The organism is Sediminispirochaeta bajacaliforniensis DSM 16054, from assembly GCF_000378205.1.
GTDB lineage: Bacteria > Spirochaetota > Spirochaetia > DSM-16054 > Sediminispirochaetaceae > Sediminispirochaeta > Sediminispirochaeta bajacaliforniensis.
In genome coordinates this window covers 216,474-238,437 of sequence record NZ_KB899407.1, presented here as the reverse complement: position 1 = coordinate 238,437, position 21,964 = coordinate 216,474, and the positions used below count along the sequence as shown (strand labels likewise).

Here is a 21,964-nt window from a genome sequence, read left to right as displayed (position 1 = left end):
AACTCTCAAAAACGCCTTATTGTTTTCTAACCCAAGCCGTTGCATAGTAACATCAACCATTTCTCTGGTAAGGGGTGGAAGATGAAATACGGTACATACAGCGACACAGTTATCGATTCCGATGTGGATTTCAACGACAGCGATCCTCTCTCCCTCTATTTAAAGCAAATTTCTGCTTATCCACTGTTGACAAAAGAAGAGGAACTGATGATCGGAAGGGAAATCCAAGAAAGAAAACAGGAGTTGCTTGAGCTTGAGGAGCTCTTAGGCAAGGGAGAAATCGAACGGAGTGCCTATCTTTTTCGAAAACGAACGATCGAAGCCGTACTTCGGAAAAGTAGGGATCGAATGATTACCAGCAACCTGCGGCTGGTTGTATCCATCGCTAAAAAGTACCAACATCGTGGTTTGAGCTTTCTCGATTTGATCGACGAAGGAAATATCGGATTGATTGAGGCGGTGGAACGTTTCGATTACACCAAGCGCTGCAAATTTTCCACGTATGGAACCTGGTGGATCCAGCAATCCGTTATCAAGGCGCTTGCGGATAAGGGGCGTACCATTCGTATCCCCATCCATGTTCTCAATATCATTCGCAAGCTTTTCTCGGTTACCAAGCATCTTACCCAGGAGCTCGGTCGCGATCCCTCCTCTGCAGAGATTGCCGCCTATATGGATCTTCCTGTGGAAAAGGTCGAGAGTATCCTTCAGTATTCCGGCGAGACGGCGAGTCTTGATGTGACCGTCGATGATGAAAATATTACAAGCCTTTCCGATCTTGTTTTCAGTGACGATTACATTGAACCTTTCGAGTCTGTCTTTCATGTGACCCTGAAGGATTTGCTTGATAATATCTTGGGTCAGCTCTCCGAGCGTGAGCAGACCATCATTAAGCTGCGTTTCGGGCTTGCCGATCGGACTCCTCTTACTCTTGAGGAGATTGGCTCCATTCTCGGTATTACCCGGGAGAGGGTTCGACAAATCCAGAATAAGGCGATCGAGAAATTACGCAGTATCGCTGCTATACAGGAGCTTGAAGAGATCGTGTAGAAAGCCTCTTTTTTACTTTATACTCTGGCAATCCTAACAGCATGGCATTATACTTACGGATAAAGTCTGAAGGAGGATGGAAAAGATCTAATGACGAAGAAGGTACTAGTTGTTGACGACTCTCGGGCCATCCGCCAAAGTATAAGCTTCGTGCTTGAGCAGAACGGGTATGAGGTGCTTGAGGCGAGTGATGGAGTGGTGGGGCTTGCGAAGCTTGAAGAAGGTACGGTTGAGCTTATCATTACCGATGTGAATATGCCGAACATGGATGGTATCACCTTTATTAAAAAGATTCGGGAGTTAGATGCTTTTCGATTCATACCCATCCTGGTGCTGACTACGGAGTCGCAGAAATCCGTTATGGAAGACGGCAAAGCTGCGGGGGCCACCGGTTGGATCGTTAAGCCTTTTTCAACCGATAAACTGATGGCTGCCGTGCGGAGGGTTGCTGGCTGATCTGCGGTATCATGTCAGCATGAACAGAGCAAAGGTTGTTATTACCACACCTCCTGCAAACTCGAGGACCGAATGAATTCGGTCGGTCCTCTTTGATCTTTCACCTAGTTTGATCAAAGATGCTCCTATGATCTTTGCTGCAACTGCAATGATGCTTAATGCCGTTCCCATACCGACCGACATACAAAGTACGGCGGCAATACCGTAGGGAACGATGTCGTAGACAAGGGCGAAAGAAAGAATTAACGCTGCTCCGGGACAGGGAATGAGGCCCGAGCCTATGATGGTAATTACCGTCACCCCCTTTTTTGCTGATTTGTCCTCTTTTGCCATTAATTCTCTTATTGCCGATATCATGATCCAGAGACCGATAGCAACCAGCAACAGAAAACTTCCTTTTTCAAGGGCAAATCCTATCTCGTCCATTCCCGCCGAAATTGGCCCGGAGGAAAGGAGGTAGAGAAGCCCGACGATGGCGACGGCGCTGCCTGCATGGAGAAAGGCAAACCCCATACCCGCTGCCAGGGCATCTCGTTTTCTATAACGTCCCGAAGCAAAAAGAGCCGCTATAATGGTCTTTCTGTGCCCTGGACCCAAGGCGTGAATAAAGCCATAGCCGAAGGCTATAAGCATGGTAAGGGCCATAACGGCGGCCGATGGGTGATCTTTCAGCTGCTTCATGGTGTCGGACAATGCGGCATTCAACCGTTTCTGCAGCGACGACAGGGTTTGCAGTGTTCCGCTCTCCACCGCCTTTTGTGGTTGCGAGTTTTGCTCCGATTCTGCAGGAGCTTTTTGCGTCGCAGTAAAGGGATTTACTTGTTGTCCCCAGCTATTTGTGACGAAAATAAAAACAAAAAGGAATAGAACATACCGATTTCGGGTATTCATAGTTTTGGGTCCTATTTCGATACCTCAATATATAGCTCTTCGGGATAAACGGTTCCTGAATAATTGACCCCATCTCTTCTTGCCGTACCTCCGGTCGGATCGTAGATGATTGGTGCGTTTTTATTCCGCAGAATTTTCCAATCAACGGAAAAAACGCCGGGAGCACGGACGATAACGGAGTCCTTTTCCATCCATGCAATATCACAAAAAAAGGTATCGTCGAAGATGGAAATCCGAAACTTTACGGGCTTCTTATCATTGTTTGTGGGAATAGCCATAGGGACAAAAAAGGTATAGCCAAGGCGATCATCCTTCATAAAGGCGCTGAAATTGGAGACCTTTTTAATATCGACTTGAGCTTCTCCGGTAGTGACGCTAATAAAGTAATGGTAGTTGGCCAGATTGCTGAAGGCTCCGGCCTCAATGGCTGAAATTTCATCTGCTGAAAAATTCTTGTCCATATTACGATCGTAATCAAGAAGAATTTGAGCCGTAAAAAACTGATCGAAAAGCCATTCGACCCAGAAGCCCTTCACACCTGCCTCGTCGAATTCAAGGGTGGTTTTACTGTCGATGAACATATGTGGATGGGCAAATAGGGCACAGGGCATGAGAAGCGTGAACACAAAGAGGAACAAAGGAAGATGCCGCTTTTCTAATTTCATGAAGGCTATTCTATACTGCTCCTTATCCCAGGCCAAGGATGATACCGCCCCGGTATACAATAAAAGCGGCAATCCAGGCGAGGGTAAGCTGGTATCCAAGAGAAAAAAACGACCATTTCCACGAGGCGACCTCTTTCACAAGGGTGACGAAAGCTACGATACAGGGCGTATAGAGCATGACGAAAATCAAAAAGGCGAAGCCGATCAACGGCGAATATGCATCTCTGAGTGCATCCCTGAGTTCGGTTCCCGATTCCTCTTTTGCTTCTTCGTCGCCAGCGGTAAAAAGGACACCGAGGGTTGAAACGACGACCTCTTTTGCTACAAAGCCAGTCATGAGACTGACATCCATGCGCCAATCAAAACCGAGGGGGGCGAGCACCGGCTCGATAAAGGTCCCTGCCTTTCCTATATAGCTCTGCATCACCTGCTTACGCTTAAACTCTCGCTGTAGAGTCTGGACCGCCTCCTGATGCCCCTGTTCCTGCTGTTCGGCGATCACCCTATCGTACTGTTTTTCCATTTCGGGCTGCTTCGGGTAATTCCCGAGGAACCAAATGATGATGGAGAAGATCAGCACAACACCTCCCATTTTCTGGAGGTAGTGCTTTGCTTTTTCCCACATATGGATCAATGCACTGCGAAAGGTTGGAATTCGATATGGGGGGAGTTCCATCACAAAAGGATATTCTTCGCCGCGGAATATTGTCTTTCGAAAAAGCCATCCCATACCAAAGGCAAAAAGGAAACTCAAAAAGTAGAGTATAAAGATCACATTGCCGGCGATATTTGGAAAAAAGGCACCAGTAAACAGGATGTAAACCGGAAGTCGGGCGCTGCAGGTAATCAGGGGGGCAATTAAAATGGTTAGGATACGGTCTTTTTTGGACTCCAGGGTTCTGGCTGCCATGATGGCCGGTACACTGCAGCCCACTCCCATGACCAGAGGAATGAAGCTTTTTCCATGAAGTCCGATCCTGTGCATGACCTTGTCCATGATAAAGGCGATTCTTGCCATGTATCCGGTGTCTTCAAGGATGGAGATTCCAAGAAAGAGGATGAGAATATTCGGAAGAAACACAAGAACGCCGCCGACCCCTGCAATAACTCCGTCGGTCAGCAGATCGCGAATCACTCCCGGTGCCATGGTCATACCGATCCAGTTACCTAATGTGGTTATCCCCGATTCGATCCAGGCCATGGGATAGGCACCCAGTCCGAAGGTTGTCTGGAACAGTATCCACATAAAAAAGGCGAAGATAGGATATGCCAGAAAACGGTTTGTGAGAACATCATCTATCTTTTCACTGATATTGATCCTATTTGCTTTCGGTTTGTTGACGGTTTCGTTCAGTGCTCCGATGATGAAGCCGTAACGTCGTTCACTAATGATCGTTGCCGCATCTTCTCTGTAGAGCTGCTCGATTTCCTTGCTCCGGCTTTCCAGCTCTTTGAAGATAACATTGTCGTCGGAAGAATCTGCGGGAACACTTTGCCGCACCTTGCGGAGAATTTCATCGTCCCGTTCCAGTAGTTTCAATGCATACCAACGCGGGCTTATTCCCCGAAGATTAAAGGAGCTTTTTTCTACAAGTCCGGCAAGGCTTTCGATGGCTGCCTCGATCTCCTTGCCGTAGTTGACGGAAACCTGGCGAGTTGCCGGGTGCTTTCCCTTTGCGACCCGGACCGCTTCGTCAAGGAGCTCGCGGACCCCTTCTCCATTGCGGCCCACGGTAAAGCGAATGGGAATTCCGAAGAGTCTGCTGAGGGCTTCGGTATCGATGACCGTTCCCGATCGCTTTAACTCATCACTCATGTTAAAGGCCAACACCATGGGGCGGCCCATTTCCATGACCTGGACTCCGAGGTAGAGGTTTCGCTCCAGGTTGGTTGAATCGAGAACGTTGATGATGACATCTGCATCGCCCTTGATGATGACTTCTCTGGCGACCAGTTCCTCCATGGTGTAGGCAGACAGGCTGTAGGTCCCCGGGATATCGATCAAGGTAATGCGATCGCTTCCCCGTCGTATATTCCCCTCTTTGACGTCGACGGTGACCCCTCCCCAGTTCCCAACCTTTTGATTAGCGCCCGTTGCAGCATTAAAGATTGATGTTTTTCCCGAGTTAGGATTTCCGGTCAGAGCAAAACGAAATGAGCTCATCAAAGGCTCCCCGCACATTCGCCTTCGGCTGCATGTATGTACTGATCTTTCGCCGGCTCAACTTCTATCATATCTGCTTCTTCGACTCGCAGCGAAACATTACATCCCGCAACCAAAATTTCAACCGGATCTTTTAGGGGGGCGTATCTGATAATTGATATCGTTTCACCTCGGCGGAAGCCCAATTCCATGAGTCTATTTTTGAGCCTTCCGCTTCCGTTTAATCTTGTTATAGTGACGATGTCTCCCTGGCGATATTGACTGAGCGTTTTCTTCATAGGTACTAGTAAGATAAAGAGGTGCTGCTATCTATGTCAATCCCGTGTCCCTCTCCCGTGATTGACATGACGAATTGTTTTATGCACGATACAAAAACGTTTCCGTCGTATATGGGGAAGTCCTGTGGGAATCAGGCACAGTCGCGCTGCGGTGTTGAGAAGCTCGTAAAGTGCATGCTCTTAGTCCGAATGCCATGATGGGAAATAATCCGATTTTGTCGCGTCAGCAAAGGGAGATATGAATGATCTACAAAACTCTGGTTACCGGTTTCCCTCGGATTGGGGAAAACAGAGAGCTGAAAAGGGCCCTCGAACACTATTGGTCGAAAACTGCTTCGCTTCAGGAGCTCCGCACAACGGCTGTTGAGTTGCGAAAACGGCATTGGCTGTTCCAAAAAAGACAAAACATCGACTTTATCAGCTCAAATGATTTTAGCTATTACGACAATATGCTTGACACCATTGTGATGCTGAATGCCGTTCCCGAGCGCTTTTCCGGTATCGAGGATGAGACCGAGCGTTATTTTGCCATGGCGAGGGGGACGGCTGGAGCTTCGGCCATGACCATGTCCAAATGGTTTGATACAAACTATCACTATATCGTTCCTGAGCTTTCCGGGACGCTTGATTTTCGCCTTTGTCCCGGCAAAATCTTGACTGAGTATGCCGAAGCAAAAAAGCTCGGGGTAAAAACAAAAATAAATGTGATAGGCCCCATTACCTTTATGGGCCTATCGCGGGCTTCCAAAGGTGAAAACCCTTTCGGCTATGCGAATCGCATTATACTGCTTTACAAAGAATTTTTGGCAAGGTGTGCGGAGCTGGATGATACCCTTTATATTCAGATGGAAGAACCTTATCTTGTGAAGAATCCGACTGAGGAGGTGCTTGCTCTGCTTAAAGCGGCATATCAGGACTTGGCTTCCGTCAGCTCCAATATTCGGATTATCGTGACAAGCTACTTTGAGCACTCGAACGAGGCAACGAAAATTCTTGCCGAAACCCCTATCTGGGGGCTGGGCCTTGATTTCGTTCACGGCACCCAAAATATTCAGGGCCTGAAGTATGCAAAGGATAAGACAATCTTTGCCGGTGTTGTCGACGGGCGCAATATTTGGAGGAATGATCTTGGTGCCTCTCTTTTTCTCCTTGGGAAAATCGCAGATATAGTCGGCAAGGAACAGGTCGTCGTTTCCACGAGTTGCTCTCTCCTTCATGTTCCCTATTCGCTCCGTAACGAGGCAGAAAGCGATAGAAAACAGTATCTTGCTTTCTGCTGTGAGAAGGTCGAGGAGTTGTCTTTGCTCGGTAGCGCCTTCCATGGTGAGGTCGTATCGGATTCGGATAAGATAGGTATGGAAACGGCCAGGAACCGACCCCTCGGCACACAATACGATGGTCCGGCCGATTCCGCGTTCGGAGAGCAAAAGGTGCGTGCCGGTGATTTTGCCGAGCGAAACGCCCTTCAGCGAAAGAGATTTCATTTGCCGAAACTTCCGACGACGACAATCGGCAGCTTTCCTCAGACTCTGGAATTAAGAAGCCTGAGACGGGATTTCAAAAAAGGTGTCATATCGGAAGAGGCGTATGAACAGGGTATAAAGGCCTATATTGATGACTGTATTGCGTTTCAGGAGGAAATTGGCCTTGATGTTCTGGTTCATGGGGAGCCCGAGCGAAACGATATGGTTGAATATTTCGGCGAAATGCTTGAAGGCTTCCATTTTACCGACAACGGATGGGTGCAGAGCTATGGGAGCCGCTGTGTAAAACCGCCTATTATATATGGCGATATCAGCCGACCGAAGCCCATGACTGTGCGATGGATCAGCTATGCCCAGAGGCGAAGCAGAAAGCCTGTCAAAGGGATGCTGACCGGGCCTGTGACGATCCTCAACTGGTCTTTTGTTCGGGAAGATATCCCCCGCCCCCTTGTGGCACGACAGATTGCGGCTGCCTTATGTGATGAAGTGGCGGATCTTCAGGCTGCCGGGATCGCGATCATCCAGGTCGATGAGGCTGCTTTTCGCGAAGGATATCCCCTGCGCAGGGAGAATGTTTCCGCATATGAGCGGTGGGCGGTCGATAGTTTCCGTTTGGCTGTTTCTTCTGCGGCTAAAGAAACCCAAATCCATACACATATGTGCTACAGCGATTTTACCGACATTATAAAAACGATTGAGGCCATGGATGCCGATGTCATAACGATTGAAACGGCCAGGGGCGGCAATCGGCTCTTGGATGTGTTTGAACGGGAAGGCTACCACAATGAAATCGGTCCAGGTGTGTACGATATCCACTCCCCCCGCATCCCTTCGGAAGAAGAGTTTGAGAAGCAGATTCTTTCCCGTCTCGAGGTCCTTGATGGGAAACGCATGTGGATCAATCCCGACTGTGGGCTGAAAACACGAAGCTGGGAAGAGGTTCGTCCCGCACTACAGCACATGGTATCCGCTACCCGAACCGTCAGGCTCGCCCTGGAACGGAATGAGTCTCCTTTGGCATAGATAATCAGATTCTTCATAGTCCCTTGCTTGACAGAAATAGCAAGGGACAGTACTATGCAAATGTTAGGAATGCCTAACTAAGGAAGGACTGATGCACAATACCTTTGCAATGAAATTTGGGCTTGATAGAGGCCGGCGGCATATGTTTCACGGACATGGTCACAGAAACCACCACTGTCAGGAGATGGGCTCTGTGGTATTGAGTGGTGTGGATGCCGGAAACTCTGTGCGTGTGGTATGCCTTTTCGGAGGTCAGGATGCCAAACGCAAACTCCTCGATATGGGGCTTGTGCCCGGCGAACTCCTTCGCGTTATCCGAAACGACAGCGACGGCCCTCTTTTATTGCAGGTTCAGGGAAGTCGTATCATGATCGGGCGGGGACTTGCGGAAAAAATCCGTGTTGTTGCGGCATGATTTTGATACGTGTTGTGCTTGGTTTTTTTAGGGCAAATATTAGGCAATCCTAATATAAAAAATATTGCCTAACTATATCAAATCAAAATAGGGGGAAGTATGGGGCAGCTCAAGGATTTTCGAGTCGGCGATAATGGAACCGTTGTCGGATTTGTTCCCGGTTCTGCACAATGGAAAAGTCGGCTTCTTGCGATGGGAATGACCGTAGGAACGGCATTCCAGGTGGAGCGTGTGGCACCACTGGGGGATCCCGTGGAAATAACGGTTCGGGGCAGCCGGATCACACTTAGGAAAGGCGAAGCAGAAGCGCTTCTTGTTGAAAGGAGAGTATCATGAAACGAGTAGAAGGTGGCGCCTCGGTGACCGATTTCACCATCGCCCTTGCCGGAAACCCGAATTGTGGAAAGACAACACTTTTTAATGCTCTGACCGGTGGAAACCAGCGCATTGGAAACTGGCCGGGCGTTACAGTAGAAAAGAAAGAGGGCTGGCTTTCCGGTAGTAGAAGGAAAAAGGTTGTCGACCTTCCCGGTATTTACAGCCTGAATGCAGGTAGTGAGGATGAAAAAGCCGCACGGGATTATCTGCTTTCCGGGGATGCCGATCTGGTTGTAAATATTGTCGATGCATCTCATTTAGAAAGAAACCTTTATCTAACCACAACGATTTTGGAAATGGGAGTTCCCGTCGTTCTGTTTCTCAATATGATGGATCTTCTTGAAAAAGAGGGAAGCACCATCGATATTAAGGAACTTGAATCCTCCTTAGGGGTCCCTGTTGTTGCCGGTACTGCTACGAACAAGAAAAGTGTAGCCGAAGCAGTTGAGCGAATTGCCGAACTTGTTGGTAAGGTCCATCCTTCTAAGCATAAACCGACCTACCCAAATGAGGTCGAAGCATTGATCTCAAAATGGGAAGAACGAGCCGGGGGGCGCTGGAATGCACTGGCCCTTTATGAAGGCACGGCACCTTCCGAAATCCACGGCCTCATACCGGAAAAAGAGATTCTTGCCGAGCGTGAGAAGATTTCATCTCTCCTGAAAGAGGATGCCGAGGTTATTCTGGCGGATGGCCGGTACGGATTTGTCCGGGGTGTGGTCACTGATGTATTTCGGGCCCAGGAGAGTAGGCGGAGTATTTCCGAGCGGATCGACAATGTAGTTCTGAATCGATTTCTCGGTATCCCGATTTTCCTTGTCGTAATGTATCTGATGTTTTGGCTCGCAATTTCTGTCGGATCGGCATTTATTGATTTCTTCGATGTTCTGTTCGGAACCGTTTTTGTCGACGGTTTTGGGGTGTTGTTGGAAAATATCGGGGCCCCTGCCTGGGTCGTTGGTTTCCTGGCAGGCGGGGTAGGCGTTGGTATCCAGACCGTTGCAACCTTCGTCCCTGTCGTCTTCTTTATGTTTCTTGCATTAAGTCTTCTTGAGGATTCCGGCTATATGGCCAGGGCCGCCTTTGTCATGGACCGTTTAATGCGGGCACTCGGACTTCCCGGTAAGGCCTTTGTCCCGATGATCGTCGGTTTCGGATGTACGGTTCCGGCCATCCTGGCGACCAGGACCCTTGAAAACAAGCGGGACCGCTTCATGACGATCTTCATGGCACCTTTTATGAGCTGTGGGGCCCGTCTTCCGGTATATGCCCTTTTTGGAGCTGCTCTTTTCGGAGCCCGTGCCGGAGGTATCGTTTTCTCGATCTACATCGTAGGTGTTGTGCTCGCCATCCTGACCGGGCTCTTTCTAAAACATTCACTCTTTCGTGGTGAACCCGGATATTTCATCATGGAATTGCCTCCTTATCATGCACCTCGGTTTAAGCATGTCATGTTACACACTTGGACGCGATTAAAGGTCTTCATTGCCAGGGCCGGAAAGGTTATCGTTCTTGCGGTATTTCTCTTGGGTGTCCTCAATAGTCTTGGCACCGACGGTAGTTTCGGAAATGAAGATACCGAGAATTCGGTTCTTGCCGTTACCGGAAAGGCAATCACTCCCGTTTTCTCACCCATGGGAATCGAGAGCGACAACTGGCCTGCAACCGTTGGACTTTTTACCGGCCTTTTTGCAAAAGAAGCGGTCGTCGGGACTCTGAACGGGCTTTACGGCCAGATGGCCGCCAGCGAGAATGCAGCGATCGATGCAGCGGGTGAAGAGGAAGAACCCTTTAACCTATGGGCCGGTATCGGCGAATCCTTTGGCGCCTTAAAGGACGGGGTTCTTGGTATTTCCGGTGGAATAGGTTCCATAGTCGGTGCCGATGTTATCAGTGGTGGAGATGAAGAAGCGGTTGCTGAAGCCGAAGAGGTGGATATCTCGATTTTTGCACTCATGCGAAGGAATTTCACTTCCGTATCGGGATATGCATACCTGCTCTTTGTGCTGGTCTATTTCCCCTGCCTTGCCGCATTCGGTGCTGCTGTAAAGGAGATGGGAATAGGATTCGGCGCTCTTCATGGACTTTATCTTACCCTGACCGCCTGGGCTGTGGCGGTACTTTATTATCAGATTGCCGAAGGCGGAAGCCTCTTGTGGATGATTGTCTCGGCCGCAATCATGGTCGCTCAGTTCTTTATGTTCAGGGTGATCGGCAACCGCAATCGGAAGAAGGCAGCTCTCCAGTCTGCCTAATACATTGCTTCTCTCTAACGTAAGGCAGCCTGTGGGTGGATGCATTCACAGGCTGCCCACCCCCTTTGGGAAAAAGTTTGATGGAAAAAAGTGTCTATTCCCCTGATCTGGGGACGTGGAGTGTTTGCTGATGAAGGTACTTGCTCACCATATCTATGAATACAAAAAGGGGCTTCGCAGCCTGGTTCTGCATACCCTGGATGCCTCATCTGAGGCTGAAGCCGTTCGTCGTCTTGAGCGAAATAATATCAGCTATTTGATCAGAAGGGTGAACAAGCGGAAAATTAATATTTTTTTCGGTAACAAGGCCTGCGTCCATGTTGTAACAAGTTTCGGTGACAAACCTTTGAACGCCTTTACGCCAGAAGAAGATTTCATTTTGGGAATTATGCTTGGCTACAACAGGACCGAGCAGTGTAAGCGCTATCTGGCCAGAAAAGAAATTTTCGGGATAGAGGCTGAAACTGCTCGTGACCTATCATTTCTGCCTTCAGGATCATTGGAGAAAACCGGCTGATCAACGCTGATTAACTGGTTTTCTGTGTCTTTCCTGTTATTTTTTTAATGATCTGCCGGTTTCCTTTAGCTCTTGTTCAACGATACCGAGAAGTTGTGTTATCTTTTTCTCCATCCCGATGAAAACTTCACAGGTTTCGGGACAAAGCTGGCTTCCTGCCGCTGCTTTTATCTCGGTGAAGGCTTCTCCTAATGACCGAGGGGAGCGATATGGTCTATGGGTTGTGATGGCATCGAAGGTATCTGCCACAGCGATGATTCTTGCCCCGAGGGGTATTTCTTTTCCCGCCAGACCATCGGGGTACCCCTTGCCGTCCCACCGCTCGTGATGATGTCTGATATAGAGTGCAATCTCCTGCAGAATGGGAATCTTGTGGACGATTTGATACCCTATGATCGAATGAGCCTTGATAAGTTCGTACTCATAGGGCAAAAGCTTACCAGGTTTGTTTAGAATAAAATCGGGAATGCCCACCTTTCCTATGTCGTGAAGATGTGCCGCGATATGCAAAGTATCTATCCATTTTTGAGGAACATTCATCTCTTTTGCGATTTGCTCGCATAGTGCCGCTACCCTCCAGGAATGTTCGTAGGTATAGGGATCCCGTGCGTTTAGAATCGTCACAATGACTTCCACCATCTCATGGAGGGTGATTTCATCTTCTGCCGTTGCCATGCAATCTCCTCTTGACGGTATTCATACTTTTTTTGTATAATTAGTTGTAACTAATTAGATTACTTAAAGCAAATAATGTCAAGCGAAACGATCCGAGCTGTTCGGATGGGAAGGAGTTTTTATGAGCAAAATTGCTATATTTTATGGCTCTACGACAGGGAACACAAAGGATGTTGCCGAACGGATACAGAATGCCCTTGGCGATGCGGAACTGTTCGATATTGCCGATACTTCGGTTGAAAAGATGGAAGAGTACGATGCCGTTGTCGTAGGAACCTCTACATGGGGTGCTGGGGATCTGCAGGACGATTGGGAGATGGCCGTTGGAAAGCTTGGAGGGGTGACCCTGGCAGGGAAAAAGATGGCATTTTTTGGGCTCGGCGATCAGGAAAGTTATTCCGATACCTTTGTCGACGGTATGGGACAACTGTATGATGCCTTTGCCAAAAAGGATGTAAGCTGCATCGGCCAGTGGCCGACCGACGGCTATGATTTTGAAGAATCCAGTGCGGTCAGGGACAATGCCTTTGTCGGCCTTGCCCTGGACGAGGATAACCAGTCCGATCTAAGCGATGGGCGTATCGCTTCATGGGCCGAACAGGTTAAAAAGGAGTTGTAAAAAACATATCACATGAGTTCTTTCGTTTGGGGTTAGTCTTGAGGGGCCGTTCGGTAACATGCCGAACGGCCCCGTCTTTGGTAGAATCGGCCAGCTATTCGTTTATGACATCGGCGCTACGCAGATTATCAATGTACATCTTCTGGATTATGCTGTTTTCCCCAAGTCCGTGGAGGTAGACATCGACCGTAAAGCCTTCTTTGGTAAGAATACTCTTCCAGGAATCGTCCTCGTCCCCAGCCATATCGTTTGTTGCATGATCTCCTGCCACAACCATGAAAGGCATTAATGTCACCTTTGAGATATGACCACGATGCAGCAGATCGATAACATCATCGAGTGCAGGATACCCTTCCACGGTTCCCACATACACGGGTAAACCCTTTCGCGCGAGCATGTACTGAAAGGCCGCATAGGCACAGTTTGCGGGATGCTCGGTCCCATGCCCCATCAGTACCACAGCCTCTCCCTGTCCGAGAGACGGTAACTGGGCCTTAACGGCGTCGACCGCTTTCCAATAATTCTCCGTGGTGGAAAGGATCGGAGAACCTATCGCTATCTTTTCGAATTTTCCGGAATAGCGGCGTGCAACGGCGAGAACCTCGTCCGTGTATTCCTCTCCGGGAATGATGTGCAGGGGCTGGATGAGCACCTCCGAAAAGCCTTCTTTGTACATCTTTTCCAAAGCCTCTGCGGGCGCGTCGACATGAATACCATCCCGTTTATCCAGAATACCAATGATAATGTGGCTGGTAAAAGCGCGTCGTACCTCGTATTCGGGGAAGGCCTCGGCAATCTTTTGTTCGCAGGCATCGATGGTCACTGCCCGTGTTTCGGGGTAGCTTGTACCAAAGCTTATCACAAGAATTCCCTTTTTGCCGTTTGTGTTCATTGTCAGCTTTTCTCCTCCTGTACTTGCACACGCTGCAAGCATCAAGATACCTGCGAGGGCAAGAGCTATGCAGGCTACTTTCCTCATGCTTTTGCTTTTCATTCTTTACTCCTTTCCATTGTATTCTCTTCAGAAGCTGCCGCGGATGCCGAGATAGATGACCGGCCCTGCAAGAAGGTCCGAGAAATCGTCTTGTACACCCGTAATATTGTCCACGCCTCCGAATAGTTCAAAATTGTCCTTAAGGCCCTTTTCGAGATACACATCAAAGGTAACGAGGGTATGCTCGCTTCTTTCGTGGGGGCCTGTCACCGAAGTCGAAAACTTGGCCTTCAAGGCAAGAGGCTTCAGGAGGTAGTGCACAGATGCCCCTCCTGTATGGCTTGGTACAAGGTCGAGCTCTTCACCTGCGCTTCTGTCGTAGGCAAACAGATACCCATAACGTGCGGTCATGGAGAGGTCGGTTAGCACATTCCAGTTCAAGGAAAGGTCGAAACCGCTTCTCGATGAACGATCGAGGTTTTCCTTGGTGATGACCTGGCGTCCGTCGTCGTCGGCCTGGTCCGTGTAGTCATAGACGATTTCGTCGCTTAATTCGCTATGATACCCGGCGAATTGCAGCGTTACGTTTTCCCTGGTCCAATCCACACCGATATTGAAGGAAACGGATCTTTCCGGATCCAGGTCGGGATTGCCGTATTTGTGATAGATATTGCCTGCGGAATCGAGATAGAGCTCGAGAAATGAGGGCGCACGGTAACCAAGTCCGACAGAGGGTAGGATTCGTATCCCGGGCCTAGGCACATACATGCCGGATAGTTTTGGTGCGAAGAAGATGCCGTAATCGTTGCTGTATTCACTCCGCAAGCCTGCAAGCAGGGAATAGTGGTCCTTCTTGTACTGTTCATCCTGCAATACCAGAGAAAAGGTATGGCGTTGGTGAACCGCATAGTCTCCGATGTTGTATTTTTTGAGTCTGTCGTATCCGTAGGAACCGATCATCGTCAGTTCGTTCTGGTCTCCAAGCGGCTGGGTGTACTGGAGATCCCCGCTTAGATAGTGCTGATATTCGCTGCCAGAATCGTTCCACTCGTCCAGAATGCCGCTGTATTGGGATTTGTCCCGCTGAAAATAGTTGTGATAAAGGTTCGCTTTGAAAAAGCCCTTCTTCTCTGTGGGGAAGTCATAGGCGATGTAGGAGTTAAGCCTCTGGGTATCGATTCGGTCGAAGGCCCCTCCCGAGGAGATATTCTCCTTCTGGCGATGAAAGGAGTAAGCACTACCGAAGGCCAGGGTCCCTCCGGATGAAAAAACGATGTCGGAATCAAGTCCTGCGTCTGCCCTGGTGGCGCCCGGATAGAGGGACTGGTCTTCATCGTCCAGATAGGGAAAGGCGTGTTCCGCCGACAGGGTAAGGCGGTTGGCGAAGGCCCCGATAGGGAGGTTCAGGTGGGCCATGCCGCTTTGTTTGTTCGCCAATGATGTGTAAGCGGGATCGGAACTCTCCGAGATCGGTATCAGGGCCCGGGTCGTGACCTGATAATCCCCCGATAGTTCGTAGTCCGGTTTCTTGGTGATGATGTTGATCACTCCGCCGATTGCCTCGGAGCCGTATAGGGCCGACTGCGGACCTCGTATGATCTCAATCCGTTCTACGTTATCCATGGCAATGGTATTCGCCACGATGTTTGATGCAACCCTGCCGCTTACCCTCCGTCCGTCGATGAGAAAAAGAATCCGCTCCCCGTCCATACCCTGCATCTGGATATGGCTTCCCATTCCCGTTTCGGCAAACTGAAGGCCCGCTTCTCCCAGAACTCCTTCAAGAGTATCGGAACCGGAAGCCTCAACCTGATCCTTCGTGATCACCTCGGTCTGAATCGGCGAATCCTTCTGCTCTTTTTCGGTCCGCGTTCCCGCCACCACGATATTCAGCACCGGCAGTGCAACTGCTTCCTCTGTTTGCTCTTCTACTATTTCCGCTTGTGTTTCGGCTGCTGCATTTTCTGCTGTTTCCTCCTGTTGCTGGGCGGAAAGGGCCGGGGGCCATACAAAGGCCCCCGCAATGAGCAATACGGCAGGCAAAAGCTGTTTTGTCATGGCCATCACTGAATTTGGGCGGTCCTGACCTTGTAGATGTACTTATAACTGGTCTGGCTCTCAGACTTCGCCTTCACGTACTCGGCATCAAGGATCTGCAACTTGTAGTAGGAACTCCCGTCGCCGCTTCGGACGATGTAGAGATTATTTGTGAAGTTGGAATAATTGGGTGCCATCCTCTCCCATTCGGCATAGGCCCTGCCGAGGCTGAAGTTAACATCTTCACTGAAAATCCATGCAGTGGAAGTTGTTCGTCCGTTTCGTTCAGGGGTCTGGGGATAACTATCATTGTAGGCATAGCCGGGGTAGGAAATGGCATTCCCCGTGGTCGGTTCGGTGGGTTCAGCACTGGTCGTTTTGTATTTATCATAATAGGAATAATCTTTTCCGTTGCCGTCGCTTGAGTAGTCATTTGAATCGGCGGCAAAAAGGGCCTGTGCTTCGGGAATACTTATCGACGCGTCGAAGTTGCTTGTCTCGGCATAGACCACGCCACCCTGGCCGCTGGAACTTAAAGATGTTGCGGTTACCCCGCTGTTGGTCAGGATTTCCTTCTGGGCCGTAATCATGATCTCCCAATTGGTGTTTGATCCTTCTGTAATAGTTGAAAGATCATCCCCTCCGGTAACTTCCACCGGGTTTTCAGGATCTTCAAGGTCGATAAAAAGGTAATGATAGGTAGTGGTGGTACCTGATTTGACTTTTTCGCCTGTGTAGGTAACGGTGTCACCGTCGGAATCGGAACTATTAAGATCGCAGCCAGCAAAGAACAGAAGGATTATCAGGAATGGCGTGATGGCCTTTCCCACTTTTTTCATGTACACATGTTTTCGCATAGTCTCCTCCTCGTTTGATTGAATCACGGGGATAGAGAAACTACCTGGAAAAATCACAGCAGAAGGCCGGGCCGACAGTGAACCGGAATGGTAGGATTTTTCTTCGGCACACTCTTCCCCGAGATGCGCTTTGCATGGCGGTGGGCACCTTTCGTTTCAGAAAGGTCCTTTTTCAAGGCCGGATATCCTGACTCCCGGATTGGCCCTCGTTTCCGCCTTCCCGGCGTCCTGCGCCAGTGGCTTTGTAGAAACTTGGTACCCGGTTACAGTAGCGGGGTCTGTTCCGGATTCTCACCGGATTCCCCGAACCCAACACCATCTAAATATGTACGATAAAAGCATGACGGAAAAAAATCGATTGGTATAGTACTTTTTATTGCGAATTGGTATTTATTTCTTAGTGTTCGGAATCCTGGTGATATGCATGCCTTTTTGCCGGTAATATCCTTGCGTTTATGTCGGTGCTTACTTTTTTTCATAGCTTGACTTTCAATTGACTGCGGGGAAGAGAATTGTCTCCCTTCAACCACCAGGATTCCGGACACTATATTATACAGTGGAAGCAGGGATCGCCGCCGAAGCATCATCCGGCGGCGATACTACTCACCCTTAGTAGTTTTCTTCTTTGCCGGTACTTTGGGAGACTCCAGCATCGTCGAAGGATGCCATTTCCGAAGCGATTTTGATACCAAGATTGACCAGAAAGCCGCCGATAACCGCCCCCGTCCCTTCTCCCAGCCGCATATCCAGCTCCACAATCGCCTCGAGACCCATGGCATCGAGCATCACCGCGTGTCCTTTCACCTTTGACTTGTGGCCGGCGAAGAGGTAAGACGAAACTTCGTTGTCCATGAGCCAGGCCATATAGGCCCCGGCTGTTACCGGAAATCCGTCGATCATACAGGCGCAGCCCTTTCCCTTAAGACCAAGGATAAAGCCTGCCATGGTAGCCAACTCGAAGCCGCCGACCTTGCGCATGATATCCTTTGCATCGGAAAAAGGGGCGTGGCGTTCGACAGATTCGAGGATGACACGTCGTTTGTGATCGAGCATTTCGCTGCTGATACCCGTTCCCTTGTCGATGATCGATTCGGCAGGCAGCCCTCCGGCAATTGCCATGGCCGCGGCGGTCGTCGTGTTACTGATCCCCATATCACCGAGGGCGAGGATTTTGTAGCCGTCGGCAACCGCTTTTTCCGCCAGATGTTTTCCATTCGCAAGACAGGTTTCGAGTTGGTCGGCAGTCATTGCTTCTGTTTCGTGAAAGTTCCGGGTTCCGTATCCTACCTTACAGCCGATCACCTGGGAAAGCTCGATGTCCGAGGCTATTCCTGCATCGACGATAAAAACATCGAATCCGCAGTGACGCGCAAGTACGTTGATCCCCGCACCGTTTTGGGTAAAATTGGCAACCATCTGCTTGGTGACCTCCTTGGGATACATGGAAACCCCTGCTTCATTGATGCCGTGGTCTGCGGCGATGACAAAGGCGCCCATTTTTCCCGATTCTGGAACTACCTTTCCCTGAATCTCCGCCATTTTGACGGCAAAGTCCTCCAGTTTTCCCAGGCTTCCAACCGGTTTGGTCAGTCCGTCAAGGTGCTTCCGGGCTGCTGTTCTGATTTGTTCGTTGTTCATGTCTTCTCCCGTCTCTCTGTTGTTTCATCCTGTCCGGTTGGACCGCTTTCGGCGGCAAGGAAACCGAGCAGTTGTCTATTGTTTTCTTCGCTTGAAATTCCTATCCGGTAAAACCCCGGCAGGTTAAAGGATGTACAGTCGCGCAGGGCGATGTCCGAGGCGGCAAGATGTTCACGGAACCGCCGTGCACGCGCATTTGCTCCGGAGTACAGGAGGAAAAAGTTGGCCGTTCCAGGGAATATGCCGTAACCTAATGCTGCGGCTGCCCCCTCAAGGCTCTGCCGCTGCAGTCGGAGCCGTTGCCACTGTGTTTCGAAGGCTTCCCGCAGCCTTATGGCGGCAAGGCCTGCAGCGAGGGCCGGGGCGTTGATGCTCCACTCGGGGCAGGCGGCGCTAAGGGCCCTTGCAATCCGGTGGGGTGCAATAATATAGCCCAGTCTGAGTCCGGGGAGGGCAAAATCCTTTGTCATGGAACGTAGCACCACGACGTTTTTGGCCTCCGCGCAGTAGCGTCTGTTTTCATCGACAAAGTTCATATACGCCTCGTCCACCACCAGAAGACCGCCGTAGCTGGAACAAGAGTCGGCTAACTCCTCAATGTCCCGTTTATCGAGAAGAAGCCCTGTGGGGTTATTGGGATTGCAGATCCATGTCAGCGCGGGCTTCAACTCCCCAATGGTCCTGATAAGGGAAGGGATGGATAGCGTGAAGCCTTCCTGTGGCTGTGCCCGAAAAATAGAAAGCCTCGCCCCCATGAGGGCACTGTTTTTTGCATACTCTTCGTAGGTTGGCCCGATAATCAGCACGTTTCTTCCCCGTTCCAGGAGGCCGAAGGCGGTAAGAAAGATGGCCTGGCTCACCCCGTTCGTAAGCAACAGACGTTCGGGATCACAGCCGTGTAACATTGCAAGCTCCCCGGTAAGCTTCTGGCCTCTTGTGTCGGGGTAGCGCTCCATCGGAGCGGCTGCAATGGCCGTGGCAACCGAATCGGGAAGAGGGTAGGGGTTCAGACAGACCGAGAAGTCAAAGGGTTTTGCCTCTCTTCCGCCGTGAACCACCCTTTGAGATGTAAGAAGCTCGGGGCGTATCAGCGCCGCTTGTTCCGGTTTCCCTGCTTGGTGTTTTGCATCAGGAACCAAAGATCACCCCCGTACAGGCAAGGATACCGGCCAAAAGTAGAAGAAAAAGGAGGGCAGATTTTCGAACCAGCCTAATGCAACAGCGAATATCGGCGGGTTCCGGAGGGCGACCTTCACTGTTTATGACGTAGTGCCCTCTTTTTTCCAGGCGTAAGCCTAAAATAGCGGCTGCAGCGCCCATGGTCCAGCCTGCGTTGGGGCTTTCGGTAGCATTCTGCCATGCAAAAAGGGATGTAAGGGGATTTTTCCCCCGGGCACCGTTACCTTTTTTCTCATGGAGTGATCGTATCGGCATGATGCTTCCGGCCAGAATGATGAGCAGGGCCGTTAACCTGGCCGGTATGAAGTTCAGAAGGTCGTCGCAGCGAGCCGCCCATTTACCCCCGAACTCGAAGTCTCCCGTGCGGTAGCCCAGCATGGCATCGCTGGTATTGATATAGCGGAAGGCAAAGGCACCGGGAAGGCCCGCAAGAAGATAGTACAAAAGGGGTGAGGTAAAACTGTCGGTAAGGTTCTCCGCAAGGGATTCGACCACCGCACCGCAAAGCTCCGACTCCTCCAGTTCGCTCGTGTCCCGACTGACAAGGTGAAAGGCTGTCAGCTTTCTCGCCGATGCAAGGTCACCGGCTTCCAGTGCCCGTGCGATCTTACCTCCCGTTCGCAGGAGGATGGTGAGAGAAAAGCTCATTTTCAAAAGAACGATCGACAGAACAAAGCTCGGCAGGACCGGAATCCTCTGCAAAAGAAGTAGGGGAAGGGAAAAAAGCAGGGCCCCGCAGATGGTCATAAGGGCGCCGTAGGAAAAAAGAAGTAACTTCCCCTGTTTGGGGCGATGCTGCCAGAGACGGGAAATGAGTCTTCCCATCCAGGCTACCGGATGAAAACGGTTGGGAGGATCACCCCAAAGCAGGTCGTAAAGCAGGGCCCCGGCAAGAATCGGCAGGCAAAGGTTCATAGTCCGATGATTGCCTCCAGCTGCTTCATATCGATGGCCGCTTCCACCTCATCGGCCAGGGCCACCAGTTCTTCTTCCCGCTTCTGGACAAGGCTTACCGGCTTGCCTTCCGGCTCCCAGCCCAGAGATGCGAGCCAGCCCCGTCTGAAAGCGGCCTCGTCGAAGAGGCCGTGAAAGTAGGTTCCGATGATGCGGCCGTCCGGGGAAACCGCACCGTCATGCCCCCCTGAGCCGGTTGCAAGAAATGGGCCAGCCGACTCTCCCAGCGCGCTATGACCCATGTGGATTTCATAACCGTCGACCTTACACCCTTTGAGCGGAGCAAGGGTTCCCTGGTTGCTGCAGAGGACACCTGTCTCCTGAATAGTTTTCTTTTCCCGACTGAAGTAGGTGGTTACATCCAGCAGACCGAGGCCCCGGAGGCTTCCGGCGCTGCCCTCCACCCCCTCTTTGTCGATGATCCGCTTACCCAGCATCTGAAAGCCCCCGCACATGCCGATAATCGAAGTCCCCTCTTCGGCTTTGCGGCAAATGGCCTCGGCAAGGCCGCTCTGCCTGAGCCAGAGGAGATCGGCCATGGTGGTTTTTGTTCCCGGCAGGATGATTGCCGCAGGGTTCCCCAGCTCTCTTGGATGTTCCACAAAGCGAAGCTGCAGGCCCGGCTCCATGGTCAGGGCGTCGAAATCATCGTAATTGGAGATGTGGGGCAGGAGTATGACCGCTATCCCGGTACTTCCCGAGCCGAAAAAGCGGTGCTCTTCGAGAAACACCGAATCTTCCTGGGCAAGGGATATCTCCTTCAGGTAGGGAACTACGCCCAGGGTCGGGACGCCTCCTGTCAGATCCCGGAGCATATCGAGCCCCGGTTTGAGCAGTTCGACATCGCCCCGGAATTTATTGATGATAAAACCTTTGACCAGTTCCCGTTCCTCCGGTTCGAGAAGGGCAAGGGTACCGTAAAGGAATGCGAAAACGCCCCCCCTGTCGATATCGGCGGCCAGAAGAACCGGGGCCTGTAGATAGCTTGCCACCCGCATGTTGACGATTTCGTGTTCCTTCAGGTTGATCTCGGCGGGGCTGCCTGCTCCTTCGACGATAAGCAGGTCGTTCTTTTTTCGTATCGTATCCAGGACCTCGGTGATGGTTCCCCACAACGCAGGCTTCGCCTTGTAATACTCACCTCCGCTCAGGCGGCGCCATGGCTTTCCCATCAGCACCACTTGGGAGCTGCTGTTACCCTCCGGCTTAAGAAGTACCGGATTCATGGCTACCTCGGCATTCCGTTTGGCCGCGGTAGCCTGGAGGGCCTGGGCTCTGCCGATCTCCAGCCCCTCGCTGGTTACGAAAGAGTTGAGGGCCATGTTCTGGCTTTTAAAGGGAAAGACCCGAAGCCCTTTTCGCGCAAAAATTCGGCAAAGGGCGGCGACAAGGAGGCTTTTGCCGACATTCGAGGATGTTCCCTGGATCATCAAAGTTTGTGACATAGTGTAGATCTAGTAGAGCCGAAATCTTCTCTTTCCTCAAGGAGTATTGT

20 protein-coding genes and 1 riboswitch are annotated in these 21,964 nt (G+C 50.7%); of the genes, 8 read left to right on the top strand and 12 right to left on the bottom strand.

Features of this window, described 5'->3' with window-relative positions; all coding sequences use genetic code 11:
• Positions 1-81 precede the first annotated feature (81 nt).
• Together F459_RS0102900 and F459_RS0102895 are read left to right on the top strand one after the other, a co-directional pair.
• Positions 82-1,050, top strand: a complete 969-nt coding sequence (locus tag F459_RS0102900) for a sigma-70 family RNA polymerase sigma factor (RefSeq protein ID WP_020611238.1) — start codon at positions 82-84, stop codon at positions 1,048-1,050.
• Positions 1,051-1,140: 90 nt separating this feature from the next.
• Entirely contained in the window at positions 1,141-1,506 is a 366-nt protein-coding gene (locus tag F459_RS0102895) for a response regulator (protein ID WP_020611237.1), read from the top strand.
• 9 nt (positions 1,507-1,515) lie between these two features.
• Here F459_RS0102895 and F459_RS0102890 read toward each other — a convergent pair whose 3' ends face one another.
• From F459_RS0102890 to F459_RS22060, 4 genes are read right to left on the bottom strand one after another with little or no spacing between them, the layout of a single operon-like run.
• Positions 1,516-2,397 (bottom strand): nickel/cobalt transporter, encoded by an 882-nt coding sequence (locus F459_RS0102890; protein WP_020611236.1) that lies wholly within the window; start codon positions 2,395-2,397, stop codon positions 1,516-1,518.
• An 11-nt stretch (positions 2,398-2,408) separates the two neighbouring features.
• Entirely contained in the window at positions 2,409-3,062 is a 654-nt protein-coding gene (locus tag F459_RS0102885; protein ID WP_020611235.1) for a DUF1007 family protein, read from the bottom strand.
• Between the two features lie 22 nt (positions 3,063-3,084).
• Positions 3,085-5,226 (bottom strand): ferrous iron transport protein B, encoded by a 2,142-nt coding sequence (gene feoB / locus F459_RS0102880; RefSeq protein ID WP_020611234.1) that lies wholly within the window; start codon positions 5,224-5,226, stop codon positions 3,085-3,087.
• Entirely contained in the window at positions 5,226-5,504 is a 279-nt protein-coding gene (locus tag F459_RS22060; protein WP_013252786.1) for a FeoA family protein, read from the bottom strand. Before F459_RS22060 ends, feoB (F459_RS0102880) begins: the two co-directional genes overlap by 1 nt.
• 242 nt (positions 5,505-5,746) lie before the next feature.
• On the opposite strand from F459_RS22060, the gene metE reads away from it, so the two are divergent.
• The 5 genes from metE (at position 5,747) to F459_RS0102850 (ending at position 11,576) form a co-directional block, all read left to right on the top strand.
• Positions 5,747-8,011 carry a 5-methyltetrahydropteroyltriglutamate--homocysteine S-methyltransferase gene (gene metE / locus F459_RS0102870; protein ID WP_020611232.1) on the top strand — a complete coding sequence of 755 codons (2,265 nt, stop codon included), beginning with the start codon at positions 5,747-5,749 and terminating at the stop codon, positions 8,009-8,011.
• A 91-nt stretch (positions 8,012-8,102) separates the two neighbouring features.
• Positions 8,103-8,426 (top strand): FeoA family protein, encoded by a 324-nt coding sequence (locus F459_RS0102865; protein WP_020611231.1) that lies wholly within the window; start codon positions 8,103-8,105, stop codon positions 8,424-8,426.
• A 99-nt stretch (positions 8,427-8,525) separates the two neighbouring features.
• On the top strand, positions 8,526-8,762 hold the full coding sequence (locus F459_RS0102860; protein ID WP_020611230.1) for a FeoA family protein: 237 nt from the start codon (positions 8,526-8,528) through the stop codon (positions 8,760-8,762).
• Positions 8,759-11,059 (top strand): Fe(2+) transporter permease subunit FeoB, encoded by a 2,301-nt coding sequence (feoB, locus tag F459_RS0102855; RefSeq protein WP_020611229.1) that lies wholly within the window; start codon positions 8,759-8,761, stop codon positions 11,057-11,059. Before F459_RS0102860 ends, feoB (F459_RS0102855) begins: the two co-directional genes overlap by 4 nt.
• A gap of 130 nt (positions 11,060-11,189) precedes the next feature.
• Positions 11,190-11,576, top strand: a complete 387-nt coding sequence (locus tag F459_RS0102850; protein WP_020611228.1) for a DUF2023 family protein — start codon at positions 11,190-11,192, stop codon at positions 11,574-11,576.
• A 36-nt stretch (positions 11,577-11,612) separates the two neighbouring features.
• Here F459_RS0102850 and F459_RS0102845 read toward each other — a convergent pair whose 3' ends face one another.
• Positions 11,613-12,251, bottom strand: coding sequence for an HD-GYP domain-containing protein (locus tag F459_RS0102845; RefSeq protein ID WP_020611227.1), 639 nt, complete (start codon positions 12,249-12,251; stop codon positions 11,613-11,615).
• 121 nt (positions 12,252-12,372) lie between these two features.
• Between F459_RS0102845 and F459_RS0102840 the strand changes: the two genes are divergently transcribed.
• The gene (locus F459_RS0102840) at positions 12,373-12,870 is read left to right on the top strand and encodes a flavodoxin (protein WP_020611226.1); all 498 of its coding nucleotides are present in this window, start codon (positions 12,373-12,375) and stop codon (positions 12,868-12,870) included.
• 94 nt (positions 12,871-12,964) lie between these two features.
• Here F459_RS0102840 and F459_RS0102835 read toward each other — a convergent pair whose 3' ends face one another.
• From F459_RS0102835 to F459_RS0102800, 7 genes are all read right to left on the bottom strand, one after another.
• On the bottom strand, positions 12,965-13,864 hold the full coding sequence (locus tag F459_RS0102835) for a sirohydrochlorin cobaltochelatase (protein ID WP_020611225.1): 900 nt from the start codon (positions 13,862-13,864) through the stop codon (positions 12,965-12,967).
• 27 nt (positions 13,865-13,891) lie between these two features.
• A complete protein-coding gene (locus F459_RS0102830; RefSeq protein ID WP_020611224.1) occupies positions 13,892-15,868 on the bottom strand; it encodes a TonB-dependent receptor plug domain-containing protein in 1,977 nt (658 codons plus the stop codon).
• Entirely contained in the window at positions 15,868-16,698 is an 831-nt protein-coding gene (locus tag F459_RS0102825; protein WP_020611223.1) for a hypothetical protein, read from the bottom strand. The genes F459_RS0102830 and F459_RS0102825 overlap by 1 nt, the downstream gene beginning before the upstream one ends.
• Before the next feature lie 160 nt (positions 16,699-16,858).
• Positions 16,859-17,056, bottom strand: a riboswitch (cobalamin riboswitch).
• Positions 17,057-17,307: 251 nt separating this feature from the next.
• Positions 17,308-18,336: a nicotinate-nucleotide--dimethylbenzimidazole phosphoribosyltransferase gene (gene cobT, locus F459_RS0102815; protein WP_020611221.1), complete on the bottom strand. Its 1,029-nt coding sequence runs from the start codon at positions 18,334-18,336 to the stop codon at positions 17,308-17,310.
• Positions 18,333-19,475: a pyridoxal phosphate-dependent aminotransferase gene (locus tag F459_RS0102810; RefSeq protein WP_020611220.1), complete on the bottom strand. Its 1,143-nt coding sequence runs from the start codon at positions 19,473-19,475 to the stop codon at positions 18,333-18,335. The genes cobT and F459_RS0102810 overlap by 4 nt, the downstream gene beginning before the upstream one ends.
• Positions 19,465-20,430 carry an adenosylcobinamide-phosphate synthase CbiB gene (gene cbiB, locus F459_RS0102805; RefSeq protein WP_020611219.1) on the bottom strand — a complete coding sequence of 322 codons (966 nt, stop codon included), beginning with the start codon at positions 20,428-20,430 and terminating at the stop codon, positions 19,465-19,467. Before cbiB ends, F459_RS0102810 begins: the two co-directional genes overlap by 11 nt.
• Entirely contained in the window at positions 20,427-21,914 is a 1,488-nt protein-coding gene (locus F459_RS0102800) for a cobyric acid synthase (RefSeq protein WP_020611218.1), read from the bottom strand. Before F459_RS0102800 ends, cbiB begins: the two co-directional genes overlap by 4 nt.
• Between the last annotated feature and the right edge of the window lie 50 nt (positions 21,915-21,964).